Below are 23,202 nucleotides of genomic sequence, written 5' to 3'. Positions count from 1 at the left end.
AGCCCGATGGCCGCCGCGACACACCACGACCGGCACGCCGCCATATACGCTCCCTGAAAGGACGCGCGGAGTCTGGATCAAGTCGTGATGTCAGTAAAGGGAATATCGCAAGCTCATCTTTCTGCGGAAACGAGCTTTTCGAACGCCGCCTGTGACGCTGTGGTCACTTCGCGTAACGCGTCTGGCTCGACGTACGCGCGAACGCCTTCGGACTTCGCACGCTCTCGCTTGTCGTGGAACGCGAACGACTGCGCGTGCGCACCGAGAGGAATGTCGACGGGGAGCGCGAGCAGGCGCGCGAAGGAGCGGCGGTAGTCGGTCTCGATGCCGGGATACGAGGGATCTTTCACGAGTCGCGTGCCAGGGTTGACGAACGTACTTCCCGCAAATATCACGCGATAAGTACGCCAACCCTCGTCCACCGTCATCGTCCATGTCGTCGTTCCGGGCGTGTGGCCGGGTGTGTGCACGGCGGTCAGTGATACGCCGCCGAGCGACACGACGTGACCGTCTTCAATCACTTCATCGACAGTGACCGATGGAAAGTGGAAATCCTTGTGTGGGCCGAAGAGGTAGTCTGTCGCCCCGCCCGACGCGAGAATCTTCTCGTCGCCCTTCATCACGATCACGCGCGCACCCGTGGCCGCCTTCAGGTGCGCGTGCGTGCCCACGTGATCGAAGTGCGCCTGCGTGGTGAGCAGCATCTTGATATCGGCAGGCTTGAAACCAGCCTCCTCGATCGCGCGCACGATGTCGGGGCCGGAGGCAGGCGTCGCACCGTCGATGAGGATGTGGCCGGCCGGCGTGGCGATCAGATATGCCGCAAGACCGTACGTGCCCACGTAGTGGATGGGGCCGACAATGTGCGCCGGCGGCGTGGGCTTGCGCCAGCCATCAGGATCGTTGTCGGTCTGAGCGGCTGGCGTCGACGGAAGCAGCCAGGCACACGAGAGCGCCAGGAGCGACAGGAGGAGCGTGCGGCGAGCGGAGCGCATGGGGGATCATTGTGGCCTGCGGCTACACGTTCGAGGAGGATGAATCCGGTGTTCCTGCTAGATTGTTCCCATGCGACGGCTTCTGGTCGGACTCGCGGTGGCGGCGGTGGTCGTGGCGGGGCTGACGATGCGGCCCCGCGCGCAGCCGTCGCAGCCGTCGCAACCGCCCGCGCAGCAGGGCACCGCAGCGCAGCCAGACGAGCTACGTCAGCCGACATTCCGCGTCGAAGCGAACTTCGTGCGCGTGGACGTGTATCCCACCAACGCGAAGGGCGAGCCCGTCACCGACCTCACGGCCGATGACTTCGAGATACTCGAAGACAACAGGGCGCAGGCCATCACGCAGTTCGAGCGCGTGGCCGTCTCCACGACGACGGCACGGGAAGAGCGGCGCGATCCCGTGAGCGCCGACGATGGGCGGCGGCAGGCTGCCGATCCGCGCCGGCGCGTGTACGTGGTGTTCCTCGACACGTGGCACACGACGTTCGAAGGCGCCGTGCGCGCGCGGCGCCCGCTCGTGAACATGCTCGAACGCCTGATCGGGCCCGACGATCTGTTCGCCGTGATGACGCCCGACATGGACCCGCGGCACATCACGTTCGCGCGGCGTACCGAGACCATCGAGGACATGCTCACGCGCAACACGCGCTGGGGCGAGCGCGACAGCATCGTTCGCGAGCACCCCGAGGAGCAGCAGATCGAGATGTGTTTCCCGGAAGGCGTGCCGCGCTGCCAGGGCGGGAGCCCGCGCGCCAACGACGGCGTCGCCGCGCAGTTGATCCGTCGTCGTCGCGAGATGGAGGTGCTCGACGCGCTCGAAGGCCTCGTGCGCTATCTCGGCGGCGTCCGCGAAGAGCGAAAAGCTCTCATCGCCGTCACGAGCGGGTACCAGATGTTCGAGCCGAAGCCTGAACTGCTCGCACGCGAGGACTGCGAGCGGCCGCCAACGCTCGGCACGCCCGGCACCGGACCGGATGGTCGCGTGACCACCAATCGCGGCAGATTCCAGTCGGGCCCGATCGGCGCGATGTCCACGGCCGATTGCGCGGCAACCGCCATGAAGTACGCGATGCTGAACCACAGACAGCGCTTCATCGCGCTCACGCAGGACGCCAACAGGTACAACGTGTCGTTCTACCCGTTCGACACACGCGGGCTCGCGGCGATGGACTCGAACCTGGGCGATCGCGACGAGCGCATGGTGAACGACCGCGGCGAGTGGTTCAACCGCCAGGACGGTAACAGGCCCGGCACGCTGGGCGGCGACATGGCGCTGCTCAACACGCGCCTCGACTCGCTGCGCCTCCTCGCCGACAACACCGACGGCCTCGCGGTGATCAACACGAACGATCTCGAGGGCGGAGCGGCACGCATCGTGCGCGACCTGTCGTCGTACTACCTGCTCGGCTACTACTCCGGCAACGAGAAGCTCGATGGCAAGTGGCGCACGATCAAGGTACGCGTGAAACGGCCGGGCGTGCAGGTGCGCGCGCGGCGCGGCTATCGCGCACTGCGCGCCGAAGACATGGCGGCGATGGCGGCGGCAGGCGCAGCGGCGGAGGGCGGAGCCGGCGATGCGGCAGCGGCGGCGGAAAGCGCGCTCATGGCGGCTGCGCTGGGCTCGGTGGCGGGCCTGCGTGCCGATCAACCATGGCACACGCGCGCCGCATACTTCTTCCACGCGAGCGGCGGCGCGGCGGCGCGCACCGGACGCATCTGGCTCACCACGGATCTCGATCCGTTCGCGAAAGGTGACGTATCTGTAGCGAAGGGCGGCACGCTTGCCGTCACCGTCACGTCGAGCAGCGGCACGACACTCGCACAGCAGGATGTCGACATCGCCGCGGGCGCCCGCACGGCGACGATCGAACTCGCCACGACCGAGGCGCCGCTCGAGGCAGGCGATCTGCTCGTCCGCGCCAGGCTCACCCCCGTCGGCAGTACGTTGCCGTTCACGGACTCGGCGCGCGTCGTGCTGCCCGCCTCGGAGACAGCCGTGGCGTCACCGCGCCTGTCGCGCGCGGGGCCAATCACGAAGCAGCAGTTCGTCGCCACGGCCGATCTGCGGTACAGGCGCAACGAGAAGGTGCGCGTGGAGGTTCCCGTGCCGCCCGGCGCAACGGCCGTCACGGGCACGCTGCTCGATCGATCGGGTAATCCGATGACGGCGATCCCCGTCGCGGGTGCGCTCGTCCCGCCCGACGATGCGGGGATCGGATGGGCGACGGCGACGCTGTCGCTCGTGCCGCTGGGGCCTGGCGACTACGTCGTGCGCGTCGACGTCTCGCATCCGGATGGCGAGCAGCGCACGTTGACGGGCTTCAGGGTCGTGCAGTGATGTGAGCGTGCCGACCGGTTGCCGGTTGCCGGTTGCCGGTTGCCGGTTGCCGGTTGCCGGTTGCCGGTCATATTTTGGATCGCCGGTGACGGAAAGTCCGGAAAGTTGAACAGCCCGGCGCGCCGGCACGTGTGCGGCGCGGGACTACTCGCCTGACTGCGGGACGGTTCGTCCTGCCGCGCAACCACTTCGACATCCTCCACACCACGAGCGATCCCTGGCGCGTGACGAACCGTCACGTGCGCGGGCAACGCGGCGTCCGACGGCGCGCGTGTTGCTGTTGGTGAGGCCATTCGCGGCCATACGACGAGCCGCAGGAAGGGATGTCCTCATGCGTACTGCGGGCAGAATGCTGACCGCCCTTGCAGCAGTGCTCCTGCTGCTTCCCCGCCCGACCGCCGCACAGGAGCGGTTCGGCGGCCTCACGGGCACCGTCACCGACACGAGCGGCGCCGTGCTTCCGGGCACCACCGTCACCATCACCAACACGTCCACGAACGCACCGCGTGCAGTGGTCACCAACAGCGACGGCTCCTACATCGTCTCCGACCTCGAGCCGGGCCGCTACGCGGTGACCGTCGAGCTCTCGGGCTTCGCGAAAGCGGAGATGCCCGACATCGTCGTCACGCTCGGCAAGACGATCAGGCTCGACGCGCAGTTGAAGGTGGGCGACCTCACGGAGGTCGTGCAGGTCACCGGCGCCGCGCGCGACATCGATGTGCGCAGCACGCTCGTGGCGCACAACGTCCGCGAAGAGGAGATCGATCGCCTGCCGAAGGGACGGAGCTTCCAGTCGATCGCGCTCACGGCGCCATCGGTCAACACCGGCGAGATCGAGGGCGGCTTCCAGGTGAACGGCGCGAGCGGCGCCGAGAACGCGTTCACCGTCGACGGCGTGGTGACCAACAGCCTCGTCGACGGCCGGTCGCGACAGAACACCGTGTTCGAGTTCCTGCAGGAAGTGCAGGTGAAGACGGCGGGCATCGGCGCCGAGTACGGCGGCGCGCTGGGCGGCGTCATCAGCGCGGTCACCAAGTCGGGCGGCAACACGTTCCGCGGCGAAGCGCACTACTACTACGAGGGATCGCCCCTCGGCGCCGGTCCCGTGAAGCGGCTCGTCCTCGATCCCTCCGACGATGTCACCGTCAGCTACGTGCAGGACAGCAAGCAGCCCGACCATCGGAACGAGATCGGCGGGTCGCTCGGCGGCCCGATCCTGCGCGATCGCCTGTTCTTCTTCGGGTCGTACTCGCCGCGTTTCGCGCGCCGCACGAACACGTACCTGTTCGGCAACGGCGCCGAGCCCGGCGACATCCGCCGATCGCAGACCTACACGCAGGCCTTCGGCAAGCTCACCTACCGGGCGGGCCGCGTCACGTCGTCAGGTTCGGTCCTCTTCACGCCGACCACGTCGGAAGGCACGCTGCCGGCGTACAACGGCGCCGCGCGCGACGTGATCACGAGCTCGCTCGCGGCCAATGCCGTCAACGTCGGTCGCGGCTTCAAGACGCAGCAGCTGAACACGACGGGCAACGTGGACATCACGCTGACCAACTCGTCGTTCCTGTCCGTGCGTGGCGGCTACTTCCGCGACAACTACGAAGACACGGGCATCCCGAACACGACGAACTATCTGTACCAGACGTCGAGCGTGGGCCTGGCCGGCGTCCCTGCCAGCGTGCAGGGGCCCATCGGCACGCAGAACACGCCCCGCGCCCTCATCGTCGAGCACGACACGACGACGAGAGGGTTCGTGAACGCCGACTACAACGTGGCGTTCAACGCCGGCGGCGCGCACACGCTCAAGGGCGGCTTCGGATGGCAGAAGACCGTCAACGACGCCAACCAGGCGTATCCGGGCGGCTACGTGAACGTGTACTGGGACTCGAACTTCAACTTCCAGGGCAACCGCGGGCGCGGCATCTACGGGTACTACGAGGTGAACAATCGCGGCGTCCAGGGTGAGACCGGTGCCGACATCTACTCGCTCTACGTGCAGGACCAGTGGACGGTCGGCAATCGCCTCACGCTGAACCTCGGCCTGCGCACGGAGAACGAAACCGTCCCGTCGTTCCGCGACGGCGTCCCGGCGATGAAGTTCGGCTTCCGCGACAAGCTGGCGCCGCGTCTCGGGGCGAGCTACGACGTTCGCGGAGACGGCCGGTTCAAGATCTACGGGAGCTGGGGCCGCTACTTCGACTGGACCAAGTACGAGCTCTCTCGCGGCAGTTACGGTGGCGATACATGGCAGGTCTACTACCGTGCGCTCGACACGACCGATGTCGGAAGCCTCAACCTGTCGAACATGCCCGGTGCCGATCTGTGGGTGGTGCCAGGTGCCGCGCGCGATCGCCGCGTGCCGAATTTCGAGTCCACCGACCCTGATATCAAGCCGATGTACCAGGACAGCACCAGCATCGGGACGGAGTACCAGTTCGGTTCCAACCTGTCGCTCGGCCTGCACTACGTGCACAACGCGCTGTCGCAGACGATCGAGGACATCGGCGCGGTCGACGCGGCAGGGAACGAGACGTACGTGATCGGCAACCCGGGCCGCGGCCTCGCCGAGACGCAGTTCCCGTCGGGCGCGACGCCCGTGGGTTATCGGGTGCCCACGCCGAAGCGCCAGTACGACGCGCTCGAGGTGACGCTGAACCGCCGCTTCGCCAACAACTACTTCTGGAGCGCGAGCTACGTGTTCAGCCGGCTGTACGGCAACTACTCCGGACTCGCGGCCACCGAGGAAGTCAACACGCCGACCACGAACGTGACGTCTGCCACGGCGCAGCAGCAGACAGGCAGTATCGCGCGGCCGGGCGGCAACGCCAACCGTGCGTGGGACATCGACGAGATCTTCTGGGACTCGCGCGGCAACCTCGACGTGCTCGGCCGGCTGCCCACCGATCGCCCGCACGTGGTGAAGCTGTATGGCAGTTACCTGATGCCGTTCGGCACGCAGGTCGGCGCGTTCTTCTACGCCGGCAGCGGCACGCCGCTCACCACGTACGTCGTGTCCACCAACCAGACGCAGCTGTTCGTGAACGGCCGCGGAGACATGGGACGCACGCCGGTACTGTCGCGCACGGATTTGCTGGTGTCGCAGGAGTTCGGGTTGGGCGACGGGCACAAGCGCCTGCGGCTCGAGCTGAACGTGCTCAACGCGTTCAACCAGAAGTCCACGCGCCACGCGTTCAACTTCCTCAACCGGGGCGCCGGCGCGCCACGCGCCTCGTCGGCGGTCGACCTCAGCACGATCGATCTGTCGCGCGGGTACGACTACAACGCGCTGATCCTCGCGTCGCCGGACGGCAGCAACGCCTACGACCCACGCTACGGCAAGGCCGACCTGTTCGACCCGGGTACGCAGGCGTTCTTCACGGTGAAGTTCCTGTTCTGATTCAGGAGCGCCGGCGGAGGAGAGCCAGGAGATCCTTGTGCGCCAGGATGGCGTCGGGGAACTCCTGGATCGCCTCGAGATAGCGCTGTGCATAGGGCGTGCCGCTGGCGTCCGGTGACGCCAGCGCGCGCACCTGGACCAGGACCGCGTCGGCATCCCCGGCCGACGGATCGGCGATGGTCTCGTCGATGCGGACGATCACTTCCGAGATCGGCCGCAGCCACGCGAACTCGGGATCGTGCAGCAGCACCTGCAGGAGCTCGCCAGCCGACGCCCGGCCATACCGGCGTTCATGCGCGCGACGCTGCCATTCGAGCAGGGCCCTGTGCAGCCGCAGCAGGGCCGCGCGCACCTCCGTCAGGTGACTCGCAGGGATTGGCGATGCTGACACGCCGCTGACCTCCTGCCGCCCAGCCTATCCCAGGTCAGGACCGGACACCGGGCACCGGGCAGCGGACATTCCCGGCATCGCCGCGTTCCGGGCATTTCCCTCATTCCCGGCATTCCCGGCATTCACGCAGGCGGTCTGTCGTCGGCCAGCCAGCTCACCACGACCTGCCGGAGCAGTTCCGGGTCGTTGAGCACGCCGGCGATGCGCCACTCGACATACGTGCCGCGCGCGCCAAGCACCGTGGGCACCGCCTTCACGCCGAGCGCGCGGCGCGCCTCGCCTTTCACGTCGGTGGCGATCACCGCGCCCGGCAGCTTCTCCTGCCACTCACGCGCCGCCTCCGCGACGCTCGCCGCCGATCCTTCCAGCACGAGCACGATGCCCGACGCACTCGGTCCGAGCGACCACGTCTGCAGCGCATCGAGCAGGCGACGGCTGCCCGCGGCGTCGGCGTCGACCACCATGAGCAACCAGCCGCGCGGCTGGGCGAGCGCGGGAATCGACAGCGGCGTGCCGTCCGCGCGCGTGATCGTGACGACGGGCAGTTCCCGGCGCTCGAACGCACGAGCATCGACGGCTCCCGCGACACAGACACACGAGGCGAGCGCGACAACGCCCAGTGCCCGCCTGACAACGACTTCGAATGACGACATGCGCATGGCGATCAGGGCTCCAGTCTGAAATTGACGACGCGCGCCCGTTCCTGCGGCGTGAGGCCGCTGGCCGCCGTGGCGGGCGATGCCGCGATGGCGCGCAGGCGCGCGTCGATGCCGGCGCTGTTGTCCGGCGCGTCGACGGCGGTGAACGACAGCAACGACAGCGACTGACCGGCCGCGATCGTCAGGCGATACGTGAACGACGGACGATGGTTGCCGTCGACTTCTCCGTCGTACTGGTTGAGTGCCACCGCCGGCGCGACGGGCGCGTCGATACCCGCATAGAGCAGCCCCACGCTCACCTGCGCCGGTACCAGCGCGGAACTGTCGTACACCAGCAACCCGGCGTCGGCCGCAGACACCGTACTCGACGCGGCGATCGCGTGCGAACGCATCTCGTTGCGCACCATCACCTCGATGGTCAGATCCACTGTCGTCGGATTGGTGAACGTGTCGAGCGCGTAGAGATACCCGCCAGCCTCCGGCACTTCGAGTCGACGCGTGACCACCACGGGGCTGCCCGTCTGCAGCGGCCCGAACGTGACCTGTCGTCCCGATCGCCCTGACGCGGTCCAGCCGCGCATCTCCTGGCTGTCCACCGAGAGCACGCCCGCGAAGGTGATGCCCCCCTGCTGTTCCAACGTTGATCCGGGCAGATACGCACCTGTTGTCAGGTTTCCTGCCGGACCCGCGCCGTAGTAGTAGCGATCCGCGCCGTACAGGCCCGCGTACTCGCCTCCAGCGTTGCCGGGCACCACGAGCACCCGCATCCACCCCGACGGAGGCGTCCACGGCGCCACCACGATCTCCACGCGGGCGTACGGGTGCCAGTACGGCCCGTCCATGTACTCGACGAGCACTGTTGCCGGGCCCACCGGCAGCGGACCGGCCAGCACCTCTCGCTCCATCGGCAACGTCGTCTCGAAGACCGACGACGGGGTACCCAGCGGCCCACCGTGCATCGTCGAGATCGCCGTGATGCGCACGCGCGTCCCCTCGGCGAGATATCCCTGGCTGAAATCGAGCCTGACGGACGGCTGGAGATCGAACACGAGATCGACCTGCGCCGTTGTCCCGCCTTCGGTGAGCGTGGCGGTTCCAGACGCGTACTGTCCCGGCGTACACACCTCGACGTACTCGTCGTTCTCCTCGTCGTACATCTCCTCGCAGACGTCCCGCGATCGACCCTGCACGTAGTACGTGCCGAGCGGGACGTACGCGAAGCGACAGACGCCTTCGTGCGGATAGACGTCGTAGCCTTCGGCGCAGCTCATGTCGACGCCCGCCGGTCCGCGCAGCGCCACGTCGACGTCGTCGAACTCCATGCCGTTCTTCAACAGCCGCACGTCGATCGACGCCACCTCGGGAAGCTGCAGGTCGACGTCGAGCACTGCGTCGTCTGCCGGGAGCACCACTTCGCGTTCCACGGTGAGCCCCGACGGATACTGCGTCGCAACGAGCGTGTACGTACCGGCCTTCAGCCCGATCAGCCTGTAACTGCCCTGGTCGTCGCCACTGGCCCACGTGATCTGGCCTGATTCGCGCCTGGCGAACACCTCGACATCCGGTGCCGGCACGTTCGTTCCGAACGTCACCCTGCCGCGAATCAGCGAAATCGGCAGGACGATGTCGCCGACATCGGTGACGGCGCCCTGCGTGAGCTGCACGATCTCGCGCGTCTCGACAGGCGACCCTGATACCCAGGCCGACGCCGTCAGCGTCGCTTCACCGCTCTCGGGCAGCAGCACGGGCAGCGAGAACCGCCCGTCGACGCCGGCGTTGACGCTGCACGACGACCCCACGCACGGCCCATCGAGCCACGAGACGCGCGCCGACGCTTCCTCGAGCGGCGTCACGCCGTCGCCCACGAGAATGCGTCCGGTGATCGTCGTGTAGACCGATGGCGGCAGCGTGATGTCGCGCACGATCACCTGCCCCGGCGTGGCCGGGAGCGGCCCCGTGTCGACCGCGTAGCCGGTGTTCGGGAGGCCGGGGCCCGTGTACCGCAGGAGCACGCCGGCGGTCGGCAGGTACGCCGGCGACAGCGTGTACTCGCCGGCCGCGGTGACCGGATTTCCGGCGACGCCCGCCAGATCGTTGAGCGACCGCGGCGAGACGGTGCCCGTGGTGACCGGCGTGACGCCATCGTTGGCCAGGACGCGCCCGGTGAACGACGTCTGCACGAACGGCAACGTGAACGCCACGTCGATGACGCCGTCGGCCGTGGGCACCACGAGCTTGTCGTAGGTGCCGACAGTGTCACCGCCGAACGGGGCGATGGCACGCAGCAGCACGCCACCACCCGTCAGCGGCAGGTTACTCACTTCGAACTGGCCAGGCGTCGCACAGAATATCGACACGCACGCCGAGTTCGCGAGCGTCGACCCATCGTCGGGCCTGCGCAACTCGATGGCGTTGGGCAGCGGCAGCAGCGTCACGCCATCGGCCTGGTAGATCCTGCCGCGCAGCGTGACGGTGAACGCACGGACCACCACCGTGACGTCGATGGTCTGGCCGTCCATGTCACGCGTGATCGAGACCGCCTGCATCTCGTGAATCGTGTTGCCTGTCGCGCCACGCAGGATGCGGACGTCGGCCACCGGTTCGACGACGAACGGCACGTCGAGATCGCCGGCCGCGTTGGTGGACCCGCGCGGCTCGAAGAAGGTGACCAGGCCGTCGCGCACCTGCACCCGCGCACCCTGCACCGCCGCGCCCGACGTCTCGCGGACGTGGACGCGCATCGTCGAGACGACCGACGGCAGGAACGTGTCGACGGCCAGGACCTGGCCATCCGTGGTGATGGCCTGCGGCGTGGTGCGCGACCGTGGCGCCGTGAAGCCCGATCGACTCTTCGTCGGATGCTCCGTGTCCACCGTGAACGGCGTGGCCGCCGGCACGGGACCGAAGCTGTAGCGACTGTCCGAACTGATGGTCTGGCTGTATGTCGCGCCAAGCACGGCGGCGCCGGAGCCCGTGAGCAGGACGCGTACGCCGGCGCCCGTGAGCGCTCCGGCCGTCGTCCTGACGAGTCCCGTGACCTCGCCGAACGCCGGCAGAGCGATCGACAGGCTGGCCTGGCCGCCCGACGCGGGCGTCAGCGTGCGCACGACGGACCGCTGGATCGCCTGGTTCGACGGATGGTACGCGCGGATGGTCGCCGCCTGGTCGAGCGGGATGTCGGTGACCACCGCCACGCCGTTGGCGTCGGTCTCGACGAACGGCCGCGAGAACGACGCGACCGTCACCTGCACGCGCATGCCGGCGATCGGCGTGCCGTTGGCGCGCGTCACGGTCGTGGTGATGGTGCCGTTGCCGATGTAGCGCACGACGATGTCGGTCGCCTGCCCCTGGAGCACCGTCGTGACGACTTCGGTGGTGAAGTTCGACGCCGGATCGGTGGCACGCACGCGCGCGGTTCCCGCGCGCACGTCCGTCAGCACGAACCTGCCCGCCGAGTCCGTCATCGTCGAGCGCGTGAACGACGTCCCCGAGGTGCCGCCGTAGAGGATCACCTGCCGGTTCGGCTGCGCCACGCCGGCGGCGTTGGTGAGCAGACCCGTCACGGCACCTGTCGGCTCCACGACGAGATCGACGGTCGACGTCGCGCCTGCCGCGATCGTCGTGGTGACGGGAAGGATGGTGAGCGACGAGCCCTGGGTGTGCGACACCGTCCCACGGAACGTGATCTCGAGCGCCGCGGGCACGCCGCGGAACTCCGCCTCGCCTGTGGCGTTGGTCTGCCGCGTGGCGTACGACGCCAGTTCCACCGACGCACCGACGACGGGGATGCCGTTGCTCGTGACCCTGGCGCGCACGACGCCCGTGTTCGAGAACGGCACGTCGGCCGCCGCGACGGACGTCCCATCGGGGAACGTCGTTGTCACCAGCGGAGACACCACGGACGTCGTGTTGAGCGGATGCCGCGCGTCGAGGACGAACCCCGTCACGGGCACCGGACGCTGCGGCACGCCGTTGAACGAGAACGACCCGTCGGCCGCGCTCGTCACGAACCAGTCGCGCGCGTGCACCGGACTCTCGCTGCGGAAGCGCACCTGCGCGCCCGACACGGGCGTGGTGCCGTCGCCCTCGAGCACGCGTCCCGACACCTGTCCCGTGACGGGCGGCAGCGCGGGCGCCTGGCTCAGGCCGTCGGCAGGCAGCGCGAAGTTGACCACCGACGCGAGTTCGGCGGAGGTGAGTCCGTCGAGCGCCTCGGGCGGCAGGCTCGCGAGTCTGCTCGCCGCGGCGGTGGCCGCCGGTGCCGTCGGCTGTTGCCCCACGAAGTGCAGCAGCGCGACCTGGCCTCCCGCGGGCACCGTGATCGACTCCCAGCCGAGCGAGAACGTGCCCGGCTCGAACGAATTGAACTGGCCCTGCGCATGCTCCAGCACGTCGGCCGATTCAGCGGCGTTCTCGCCATCGAACACGAGCGCGAGGCGCGACGACCCGCCCGACTGGTAGTAGCCGTCGACACCGGATCCATCCAGCGTCACCCAGCGATCGACACCGGGATTCAGCGTGGCATCGCCCGACGATGTCGTGCCGACGAAGTAGTGGATGTACGCGCCGAAGCCGTTGGACCGGCCGCTCAACTTCGACGTCAGGTGGACGCCCACCGTGATGGGTGCCTCGGTCGGGTTGGTCAGGATCTCGAGGTGCCGCGAGAAGTAGCCGCTCACCGGCACGAACACCTTGCGCGTCACAGTGAGGCCCTGGAGCCCCTGCTGGCGCACCACGAACTGGCGTCCGCCGAGCTCGCGCGTCGCGAAGGTGGTGCCGGCAAACGGCTGCCGCACGCCGGCGAGATCCAGTTCCAGTTGCGTCGCGCCCGACGAGAACACGCCGCGCGTGCCGCCGGCCAGGCCACCACCGGGCGCCACCGTGTACGTGGAGTCGTTGACGTCGTTCAACGTCACAGGCAGCGTCACCGAGTTGTTCTGCAGCAGGATGTCGAGCGACAGCGCCGGAGCCTGCAGGAGGCCCGAGCTCTCGCCCTGGAGCGACTCGGCGGGCTTGGCCACGCTCACGCGCACGGCGCCGTACGGGACGTCCGCGATCGAGTAGAGACCGGCCGCGTTGGTCGTCGCCGACCGGAAGCCGCCGAACTCGGGGTGCAGGCTCTGGAGCTGCACCGTGAGGTTGCTCACCGAGCCGCCTTCGGTCGGATGCAAGACACGGCCGGAGACCGTGCCCACGGCGACGAAGAGCATGTCGCGCGTCTCCACCTGCGCGTTCGCCGTGAGCGCCACGTTGTACGCGATCGCGCGCCGGCGCCCCGTGGTGTCGAAGGCGACGAGGTCGTACGTCCCGAGCCGCAGGTCCGTGCTGAAGTGCCCGCCCGTCGTGGTGAGCTGCCGCTGGAAGTTGTTCGCGCCGTAGACGATCACGGTGCCCGCCGCCGGCGTCACGCCGTCGGCTTCGAGGATCCGGCCGGCAATCGTCGCCTGCGGTTCGAGCGCCACCTGGACGTTCGTGACCACGTCGCGCGCCAGCAGCACGCCCGTCACGCGGCCGGACAGGCCGCCCGCGAACGCGTCGACGGTGAGAGTGCCTTCGAGCAGGCGATCGAGCAGCACGCGACCCGCGATGCCGTCCACCACCGACGTCGCGCCCTGGCGGCTGTCCTGCAATCCGTAACCCGTTGTCGACACGTTGACCGTCGCGCCGTTCACGGGTTCGCCGTCGGCACCGAGCACCTGGACGAGCACCGTGCCCTGCGGCAGCAGCTGGACGTCCCGCGTCAGTGTCTCGCCGCTCGACGAGAACCCGCCGTTGGCGATGCCCAGACCACGCGTGCCCGTGTCGCGCACGGTGATCGAGAAGCCCTCGAACGGCAGGATGTCGAAGCGATACGTGCCATCGGGCTGCGTGGACACCGTGAACTGCGCCCCGCCCGTCATGCGAACGGTGACCGATGCACCAGGCACCGGCGTGACGCCGTCCTGCCGGTACACGGTGCCTTCGAGCGTGCCGAACGCGGCCAGCGTCACGGGCACCTCGATCTGCTGACCGTGCGCCGCGATCGCGCCGGTGCCGACGCCGCCCTGGTTCAGCGCGTCGCGCGCGCGAACCGTCACGGTGCCGACGAACACGTCGGCGAACGCGTACCGTCCGTCCTCGGCCGAGTGCGTCGTGCGCGTGGGCGCCGCGCCGAACAGGCTCGACGCGAAGAGTTCGACCGTGGCCCCCGGCACCGGCTGTCCGACGGCCGTACGCACGAGCCCCGTCACCGAACCACGACCGAGGTACACGAGCGCCACGTTCGATTCGACGCCCGCTGCCGCCGTCGCCGAAGCGCGAGCCCTGTTGCCCGCGAGGTCGGCGGCGTCGATGACGTACGGTCCCGGCGCGACGAGTTCGAAGCGCCACCGGCCCTCTTCGTCCGTGCGCACGCGCTGCGCGACGATGGCCGGCGTGGCCGCTTCGGCCAGCGTGACCTCGACGTTGGCCCCGACAGGCGTCACGCCGTCGGGCTGCAGCAACGTGCCCGTGAACGCGCCCGCCGGTACGAGGACCACCGTGGCCTCGGCGGAACCGCCGGCCACGTCGAGCGAGCCCGCCACGTATCCGAGCAGGCCGACTTCTCCCGCGCGGACGCTGAACGCGAGTCCGATGACGCCGGCGACGTCGAACTGCCCCAGCGCGTCTGTCGTCGTGACGAGCGCAGGACCGGCGTGGAACACCGTGACCTGCGAGCCGGCAACGGGCTGCAGTCCGGGGACGCCGTCGACGGCCGTGAGCACGGTGCCGTGCACGACACCGCCGACAACGGTGACCGTCATCGACTGGCGCACGACGCCACTGATGCTGGCGTCGATCTGCGTCACGCCGCCGGCCACGCCACGCAGCGTCGCGTTGGCGGTGGTCGCGCCTGGCGCGAACGTGAGTGGCGCGGGCACCAGCACCCTGCCTGCCGTACGCGCGACGAACGTCACGGTCAGACCACCGGCGGGCGCGGGCGATCCGAGCGAGACGGGGAACGTCTCGTCGAAGCCGGCACGCACGAGCAGCGATGCCGGCAGCGTGACGGTGGTGAGGCCGCGCGCCGTCAGCGTCAGCGTCGCGGGGCTGCTCACGTTGCCCGTCGTGTCCGTGGCGCGCGCGGTGAGCACGATCGTCTCGCCATCGGCCATCGTCGCGGGGACCGGCACCGTGAAGTCGGCCGTGGCGGGCGATACGGGCGCCGTCGAGCGCGATTCGTCGAACGCGTAGCCGAGCGGTCCTGTTCCCGTAAGCCGCAACTGACCGATCGCCGCGTCGTCTGTACCCTGGACGCGAACGGTCACGGGCACGCCGGGCGTGACGTCGAGGCTGCCGCCCACCGTGAACAACGTGACGGTCGGCGCCTGCGCGTCGCCCACGAGCAGCGTGAGCTGCGCGGCGGTGGTCCTGTTGTCTGCCGTGTCGAGCGCGAAGGCCTCGATGGTCAGGCTGTCGCCCGTGGAGACCGTCGACGGGACCACGAGCGTGAACGTGGTCGCGGCCGAGGGCAGTGGCGGCGTGACCTGACGTTCATCGGTCCTCGCGATGACGCCCGTCGTCTTGATGCCGATGCGGGCCACGCCCGCCGGATCGTCGGCGCTGACGAGGACCGAGAGCGTCTGTCCGGCAGAGATGCGCTGCCCCGCCGTCACGCCCGTCACGGTCAGCGACGGTCCCTGCGTGTCGGCCACGGTGAGCGTCACGACGGGATTCGTGGTGACCTGCCCGCCCGTGTCGGTGGTCGATGCCTCGATCGTGACGAGATTGCCGGCCACGGCGTCGGTGGGAATGACGACCTCGAAGGTGTCCGCGCGGGGCGTGACGGGCGGCGCGACGGTGCGCGTCTCGTTGAGCAGGCCGCGGATGCTGCCGCCGCCCGCGGGAGACATGCGGGCGCGCAGGAACGTCGACGCGATCCCCACATCGTCGGACGCGGTGAGCGCCACCTGGAGGCGCTGGCCGGGGACGACCGACGGCGCGAGCGGCGCGAGCGTGAGCGAGGGCGCGCCGTCGGCAACGATGGTGACCGTCGTCTGCGCGGGCGCGACGCTGCGGTTGCCCGACGTGTCGATGGCGAACGCGGCGATCGTCATCGTGCTGCCGGGCGCGCCGAACGCGGAGGTCGCCTGGAGCGAGAGCGAGAACGGCGCGAAGCGATCCGTGTAGACCAGCGTGCCGTTGACGTAGAAGTCGACGAGCGCGACGTCGGCGGGGGCCGTGATCGCCGCCACGTCCACCGTCGAGCCCTGGATCACCGTGGGTGACGATGGCACGAGGGCCGTGACAACGGGCGGCGTGCGATCGGTTGTCGCGAACGAATAGGTGAACGGTGCGCCCTGCTGTCCGACGAGGTCGGTCGCCGCGGCCACCTGCACCGTGTACACCTGGTCTTCGAGCAGTGGCTGCGCGGGCGAGAAGACGGCCACCGTGTTGCCGAATGCGAAGTCCACGCGCCCGGCGACAGGACCGGCCGACGTGGACAGCACGATCGCCGGCCCCGTGAACTTCTGTGGATCGACCGCTTCACTGAACGTGACGCGCACGACCGACACGAGGCTCACGCCGGAGCTGTTGGCGGCGGGCGATGCCTGCGACACCGAGGGCGGCGTGATGTCGACGGTGGTGAACGTGCCGACGAACTCGGCGGGCATGACGCGGCCGACGAGATCGCGCACCTCGCGTACGCGGATCGCGTAGCGCGTCTCGTCGCGCAGCTGCGATCCCGGCAGCAGCGACAACCGCACCACGCGATCGGTGTCGGCGAACGTCTGCGTCGTGGTCACGGGACCATCGGGGCCCACGAGGCTGACCGAGTCTGCCGTCACGCTCGCCGTGGCGATGCGCTCGCTGAACGTGATGTCGATCGTGGGTGTCCTCGACACGCCGATCGCTCCGCTGCCAGGAGTCGTTTCCGCGACGCCCGGCGGCGCGGTATCGAGTTCCAGGTTGCCGAGGTCGAGCGGCGTGAGCGTGGCGAGCGTGCCCGTGCGCCGCGCGAGACCGCCGCCGATCGGATCCTCGAGCGCCACGGTGTACGCACCGAGGCTGATGCCGTCGAAGGCGAAGTGGCCGTCGGCGTCGGTTTCGTCGAAGAGACGCTGGCCCTGGCGCGTGAGCTCGGCGACAACGCCCGCGGCGGGCGTCCCGTCGGGCAGCACCGCGCGACCGCTCACCGTCACCGACGGCGCCACGACGATCTCGATGCCGCTCACGGTGCCTGGCGCGTCGATCGCGCCGCCCGTCGATCCCACCTGCCCGCTTCCCGTCGTGGCGGTGAGCGTGAACGTGCGTGCGGCCACGTTCGTGAAGCGGAATCGTCCGTCCTGATCCGCGCTCTGCTGACACCCCCACGGGCATCCGTCTGACGGCTGGCTGTTCAGCCGCACCGTGGCACCTGCCGCCGGCACGCGGTTGTTGTTCACCATCTGATACACGGTGCCTTCGACGATGCTCACGTCGACGAGCGAGACGGCGACGTTCAGCGTGTCGCCCTCGAAGAGCAGCGTGCCGCCCGACTGGCCGAGACTGGTCCCGCCGGTCACCTGCGCCTGCGCGTTGACGAGCACGCGGCCGAGGGCCACGCCGTCCACGGAGAAGCGGCCGGCGCCGTCGGCAACGGTCGGGAGACAGGCCTTGCCCGTGGGGCACACCGTCACCTGCGCGTTGGGGGCCGCGGCGCCGGTCACCGACGTGACGCGTCCCTCGACCCGTCCCGTGACCTCGCGCAGGATCGATACGGCCAGGGGCACGTCGACCAGTTGCCCGCCGCGCGTGACGACGCCGGAGGCCGTCCCGTTGACGACCACGCCAGGCGTCGACGCGCGCAGCGTGAACGAGCCGATGGCGGCGCCGGGGAACGAGAACGTGCCATCGACGCCGGCCTGCGTCATCTGCTCCGGCATCGCGCGGCCAGACGCGGTGACCTGCCGCAGCGACACGTGCCACCCGCGCAAGGGCGCGCGCGTCGCGGCATCGATCACGACGCCGCGAATCAGGCCGAGCGCGTCGAGCGAGACGTCGATCGCCGTGTCGACGGTACCGGGCAGCACGAGGCCCGACGCACGTCCACGACCCGCGGTGACGGGATCGAACGCGTCGACGGCGATCGCTCCGGGCGGCACGAGCGGGGCCTCGTAGCGGCCGTCGCCACCCGTGACGGCGAACGCGATCGGACGGCCGTCACGCAGCAGGACCACTTCCCCGTTGGACACGACGGCAGGCAGACCCGTGTCGTCGACACGCGTCACCACGCCAGTGACGGTGCCCGTGGCATCGTCGATGTACACGTCCACGCTGACGGGCGCGTCGGTCGCGGGCACGACGGCCGACGCGCGGCCGGCGAATCCGCCCGGGCCCATGGCCATGACGACGATCGCCCCTTCGTCGAGGGCGTCGGCGCCGCCGAACGTGATGGTGCCGTTGACGGCAAGGCCCTGGCGCACGAGGTCGGGTCGCGAGAGCGAGCGCACTTCCACCGACGCGCCGGCGACGGGCGTGCTGCCACTCGCGGGCAACACGCGCACCGTCACGGCGCCGCGGCCGAGGAGGCGCACCTGCATGTCGGCCGTCTCGCCGGGGCGCACGTTGCCGCGCAGCGTGGCGGTGCGTCCGAGCGCGGCGTCGGTGGCGGTGATCGTGAACGGACCCGGATTGACGATCGGGAACGAGAACCGGCCGTCGGTGTCGGTCGTGGCGAACGCTTCCTGGATGCCCTGCGGCAGCGTCTTGCACTCGGACTCGCCGGTGGTCTTGTCCTCGGTACACACGACGATGGTCGCGTTGGACTGGAACTTCAGCGCGATCTGGCGCGAGCGCACGGGCTCGACGCCATCGGGCTCGAGCACCACGCCCGTCACGCGGCTCGTGGCCTGCAGGCGCAGATCGACTTCGGCCGTCGCGCCAGGCGCCGTGATCACGCCATCGCCCGCGACGGGTTCGGGACTGAAGAGTCCCGCGGCGCGGACGGTGAACGGCCCGACGAACACGTTGGTGAACGTGAACGCACCGGTCCCCGGATCGTTGTCCCTGATGGCGAAGTTCTGCACCCACTCGAACCGCACGGGGATCACGCCGCCGGCCATCACGAGTCGATCGCCGGAGATGCCGACGCGCGCCGGCAGCGGCGTGTCGGCGCAGGGCGGCGTGTCGCACTGCTCGGCGCGCAGCACGCGGCCCGTCACGGTGCCCGTGCCGCCGCGATATGTCACGTCGGCGATCACCGTCTGTCGATCGAAGCGAATCGCGAACGTGAGAATGTTGCCGTCGCGACGATCCGGACGGAACGCCGAGAGGTGGTACGTGCCCACGCCGAGGCCGTTGATGCGATACGCACCCGCGGCGTCGGTCTGCGTCTCGCCCAGCACGCAGATGCTCTCTTCCTGGTCGTCGTTGAAGCAGTCCTGGAAGACCCACACGTTCGCGCCTGCCTGCGGCACGCCCGTGCGATCGCGCACCACGCCCGCGACGGCGCCGGTTGCCGACAGCACCACGCGCGCGAACACCTCGTCGCCCGCAAGCGGGAGATCGATGGTCATGCGCCCTTCACCGCGGATCGATTCGCTCACCGCGACGATCTCGCGGCGCCCCACGGGGACGTCGGGCAGCGTGAACGTGCCGTCGGCCGGGTTCACGGTCACGAGCGATAGACCTCCGCCCACGACCGCGTCCGTCACCGGGACACCGGACGCATCCACGACCACGCCGCGCACGGTCCCGAACCCGCCGCCGAGCAGGATCGTGACCTGCTGTTCGGCGGTGGTCTGCAGCGACACGCGCACGCCGCCCTGCTGGAGGCCGCCGTTGTCGAACGTGTCGAGACGCAGCGTGCCGGCAGGCACGCCCGGGAAGTCGAAGCGGCCGTCGCTGTCGCTCGTGGTACTCGCCACCGCGCATTCGGATGGTTCGTACTGTCCCGGTGGATTGGGACACTTCACGCCCGGCTTCGACCCGTTCTGGTAGTACGCCACCACCGGCAGGCCCGGTGCCGCCGTCACGCCATCGGCGCGCACCACGCGCCCCGTCACGCGGCCCAGGCCAACGGGTGGGGCTTCGCGCACGTCGAGCAGCACGATGTCTCTCGTTGTCGTGCTGCCCGCGAAGGGAATGGTGGCCGAGAGGAACACGCGCGCGCCGCGCGCGACGTTGACGGCCTCGATGAGGAGGTTGCCCACGGGCAGCCGCGACAGCGCGAAGGCGCCCGTCGCGTCAGACTGCCCACCGTACTGCGACTGATCGGTGAGGCTCGTGATGCGCAGCTGCGTGTTGGCGAGCGGCGTGACGCCGTCCTCGGCGAGCGTGCGGCCCACGATCGTGCCGCGCCCCACGAACACGAGATCGGCCTGCATGCGCTGGCCCGCGCGCGCGAGCGAGAACGCGAGGCGGCGCGTGTCGCCCGACTCGGGATCGAGCGCGACGATGCGCAGCGCCTGGGGGGCGGTGAGGACGTAGTCGAACTGGTAGCGCCCTTCGGCGTCGGCGATGTCTTCGAGCACGCCGCTGACCGTCGGCTGACCTCCGCACTGGAACTCGTAGAACAGGCGCACGGTGGTGAACGGGAGCGCCTGACCTTCGGCGTTGCGGACCTGGCCGAACACCACGCCGGCCTCGTTGCCCACCGTGATCTCGATCGGCACCTGCACCGTCCCCGTCGACTGGCCCGTCGCGTCGCGCACGTCGACCACGGTGAGCGATCGGGGTTCGAACGGCCCGATGCCCTCGCGCAGGGCGAGGTAGGCCATGCGCCGGCCCGGCTGCAACGCCACGCCTGTCACGCGCGTGCCGCCCACTTCGAACGCCGTGATGCCGGCCGACAAGCCGTCCTGCACGCTCTCGGGCGTCACCTGCTCGCTGAAGAGCACGGCGATCACGCGCCCCGTCGAATACTGGCGGCCCGGGAACTCCGCACCCGAGCAGCCGGTGAGATCGGCCGAGGCGATCTGGCGGACGGCGACGACCGTCGGCGGGGGATCGGCAACAGGCGTCCACGTCACCGCGCGCGTCGCGGCACCGGACGCGCCGATCACGCGCACGCGCGTGGTCACGTCGGCCGCCGCGTCGGGCTCGACGATCTCGCCCGGCAGCACACCCGTCGTGGCGGCGAATCGGAGTTGCCCCGTCGTCGTGGGCACCACGATCGACACGTCGACGGCCTCGTCCGCCGCGGCGCCCGCCGCGCGGCTCAGGCGCAGGTCGTATGTGCCTGCCTGCGGGACGGCGACCGCGAAGAGACGGCCGACGACGATGCCGCTGCCGTCGCGCAGCACGATGGCGTCGGCCGACGGGATCTCCAGCAGCGTCGTGCCATCGTCTCCGCGACCGGTGCGGAGGCCCGCCGGATCGACGAGCACGCCGTCGACGTGTGCCGCGCCGGGGCCGCTGAGGAGCACGGAGACGTGACCGGGACGCGACGTGAACTGGCTGGCGAGCGCGGCGTGCCATGGCGCGCCGATCGATTCGCCGGCGCCGATCAGATCACCGACGACTTCACCGAAACGTGCGCCGCGGAAGGACCGCCGGCGCACGAGGTCGAATCCGTTGACGTCGCGCTCGAGCAATGCGAGAAGACCCGACGTGTCGCCGGCGGGCACGCGGCTCGAGAGCTGCGTGAACTCGTTGCCGAGCACGTCGAGCCACAGATCCGCCACGGCGCGCGCCGCGGGTTCGCCGAGCGAGATGCGCAGGCCCGTCGTGGCGGCCTGCACGCCGCGGTCGAGCACCACCTGCTTCGAGAAGCGCGTCAGGTCCGGTGGGATGGCGGCCACCGGCGCCGTGGCAACCGCCCACGCCCTGCCGAGCAGGCCGACCGTCGCTTCGCGCAGCGCCGCGGGCAGGCCGTTGGCTTCCTGCGGAAGCACGAGCGAATCGGGCGACAGCGGGACGCCGAACTCGCCGATGCCCGTCTTGAAGAGAAAGCGTCCGCTGACGTTTTCGTGGCTGTCGAGCGTGGCGGCGGTGACGGTGCCCGTGCGCTGCGCCACGAGGCCGTAGGTGACGGTCGCCGAATCGCCAGGCGCGAGGTGCTCGATGGCCTGGCTCGGATCCGAGGTGAGCGTGGCGCCGCTGACGTTGCTGCCGAACAGGTTGAGGCTGATGAAGTTGGCCGGCGCGTTCGACGTGTTGGTCACCGTGACGTCGAGCGTGTAGGGCTCGCCCGCGTTGACCACGTCGGGGTGCGTGAAGGTGAGCGTGAACGCCGGGTTGCGCACGAGCACCGCGCCCGCGGCGCGGCCGCGTACCGGTGCCGGACCGATGGGCAGGCCGTCGAGCGTGCCCGCGAGCTCCATCTCGATCACGTGCGTGCCTTCGCGCAGGCCCTCGACGAGGAACTCGGCGGTGCCCGTCTGCCCGGGTCCGAGCACGAGGATGTCGTCCGCCGTGCCCACCTTGCCGTCGGGACCGGCCTGCAGCACAGGGCGTTCGGCCTGGACACCGGCGGCCGTGGTGGCGAGGCGCAGCGGATCGTCCGCCGATCCCACGACGCGGTCGATGCCCGCGGGCAGCGAGATCGTCGCGCGCAGATCGCGCACGGCGAGACTGGAACCCTCGGGCGCGACGTTGCCGACCATCAGCGTGACGCTGAAGAACTGGTTGAGGAACCCGATGTCGCCCGGGATGACGATCACGCCGGGAATCGCCGGCATGACGAGCGACTGCGACTCTGCCGTCTCGTCGAGGCGCAGCGTGAAGCCGACGACGCTGAGATTGGGGATGCGCGCCTGGATCTTGAGCGTGTCGGGAATGAGCGTCTGCACCGTGCGCAGTTGCGGCACGTCGACGTCGAGGAGGTTGAGCCGGGTCTCCGCGTCGTACGCCAGCAGCGTCGGCAGCACCACGGGGAACCTGATGTCGATGAGCGAGCCGTCTTCGATGGCGAACGCCGCGGTGAAGTCGTAGGCCTGGAAGCTGGATCGATCGAAGACGATGCCTTTCTCGCGGATCTCGTCCGCGGTGAGGGGCCGTGCGGTGACCGACGTCACGAGGAGCTGATCGATCACGTCGAGGCGTGCACGATCGGGCACGCCGTAGAGCAGCACCTCGCCGTTGACGACCAGGCGGATGTCGTCGAGCGTGTAGGTGCCGGCGCGGTTGAGGGCCGGGATGTCGAATGGCGTGCCGAGCGGCGTGACGAGCGCGCGCGGCGACGCGAGGCCCGGTCCGCGCAGCGTGGCGTGGACCTCGGCGCCGGGCGCGAACGCGGGCACCGACGCGGGATCGGATCCCTCGGGCACCTGGAGGTACGCCGACACGATCGTCGCGTAGTCCTTCGGCACCGTCTGCGTCTCGGGGCTCACGCGGAGCATGAGCCCGTAGACCTCGATCTCGGCGCGCGAGAGCACGCGCCCGGGTGTCTGGGCCAACGCGAGCGACGGCAGCGCGGCCAGGACGAGCGCGAGCGCGCTCGTCCACCAGCCACCGGGACGCGCACCGGGGAACCGACGCAT

At 69.7% G+C, this 23,202-nt stretch carries 6 protein-coding genes; 2 read left to right on the top strand and 4 right to left on the bottom strand.

Going from position 1 to position 23,202, the window contains the following annotated elements; translation table 11 throughout:
• Window positions 1-113 precede the first annotated feature (113 nt).
• Window positions 114-995 carry a subclass B3 metallo-beta-lactamase gene (bla, locus tag IT182_00240; protein MCC6161764.1) on the bottom strand — a complete coding sequence of 294 codons (882 nt, stop codon included), beginning with the start codon at window positions 993-995 and terminating at the stop codon, window positions 114-116.
• A 70-nt stretch (window positions 996-1,065) separates the two neighbouring features.
• On the opposite strand from bla, the gene IT182_00235 reads away from it, so the two are divergent.
• Window positions 1,066-3,333: a VWA domain-containing protein gene (locus IT182_00235; GenBank protein ID MCC6161763.1), complete on the top strand. Its 2,268-nt coding sequence runs from the start codon at window positions 1,066-1,068 to the stop codon at window positions 3,331-3,333.
• A gap of 331 nt (window positions 3,334-3,664) precedes the next feature.
• Entirely contained in the window at window positions 3,665-6,730 is a 3,066-nt protein-coding gene (locus IT182_00230; protein MCC6161762.1) for a TonB-dependent receptor, read from the top strand.
• A 1-nt stretch (window position 6,731) separates the two neighbouring features.
• Here the strand turns inward: IT182_00230 and IT182_00225 are convergent, their stop codons facing one another.
• The 3 genes from IT182_00225 to IT182_00215 all read right to left on the bottom strand — a co-directional run bounded on the left by IT182_00225 (window position 6,732) and on the right by IT182_00215 (window position 23,202).
• Window positions 6,732-7,121, bottom strand: a complete 390-nt coding sequence (locus IT182_00225; GenBank protein ID MCC6161761.1) for a hypothetical protein — start codon at window positions 7,119-7,121, stop codon at window positions 6,732-6,734.
• Between the two features lie 122 nt (window positions 7,122-7,243).
• On the bottom strand, window positions 7,244-7,780 hold the full coding sequence (locus IT182_00220) for a hypothetical protein (protein ID MCC6161760.1): 537 nt from the start codon (window positions 7,778-7,780) through the stop codon (window positions 7,244-7,246).
• 5 nt (window positions 7,781-7,785) lie between these two features.
• Window positions 7,786-23,202: an Ig-like domain-containing protein gene (locus IT182_00215; GenBank protein MCC6161759.1), complete on the bottom strand. Its 15,417-nt coding sequence runs from the start codon at window positions 23,200-23,202 to the stop codon at window positions 7,786-7,788.

The organism is Acidobacteriota bacterium (assembly GCA_020845575.1).
Classification (GTDB): domain Bacteria; phylum Acidobacteriota; class Vicinamibacteria; order Vicinamibacterales; family Vicinamibacteraceae; genus Luteitalea.
This window is presented reverse-complemented; position numbering and strand designations above follow the sequence as displayed.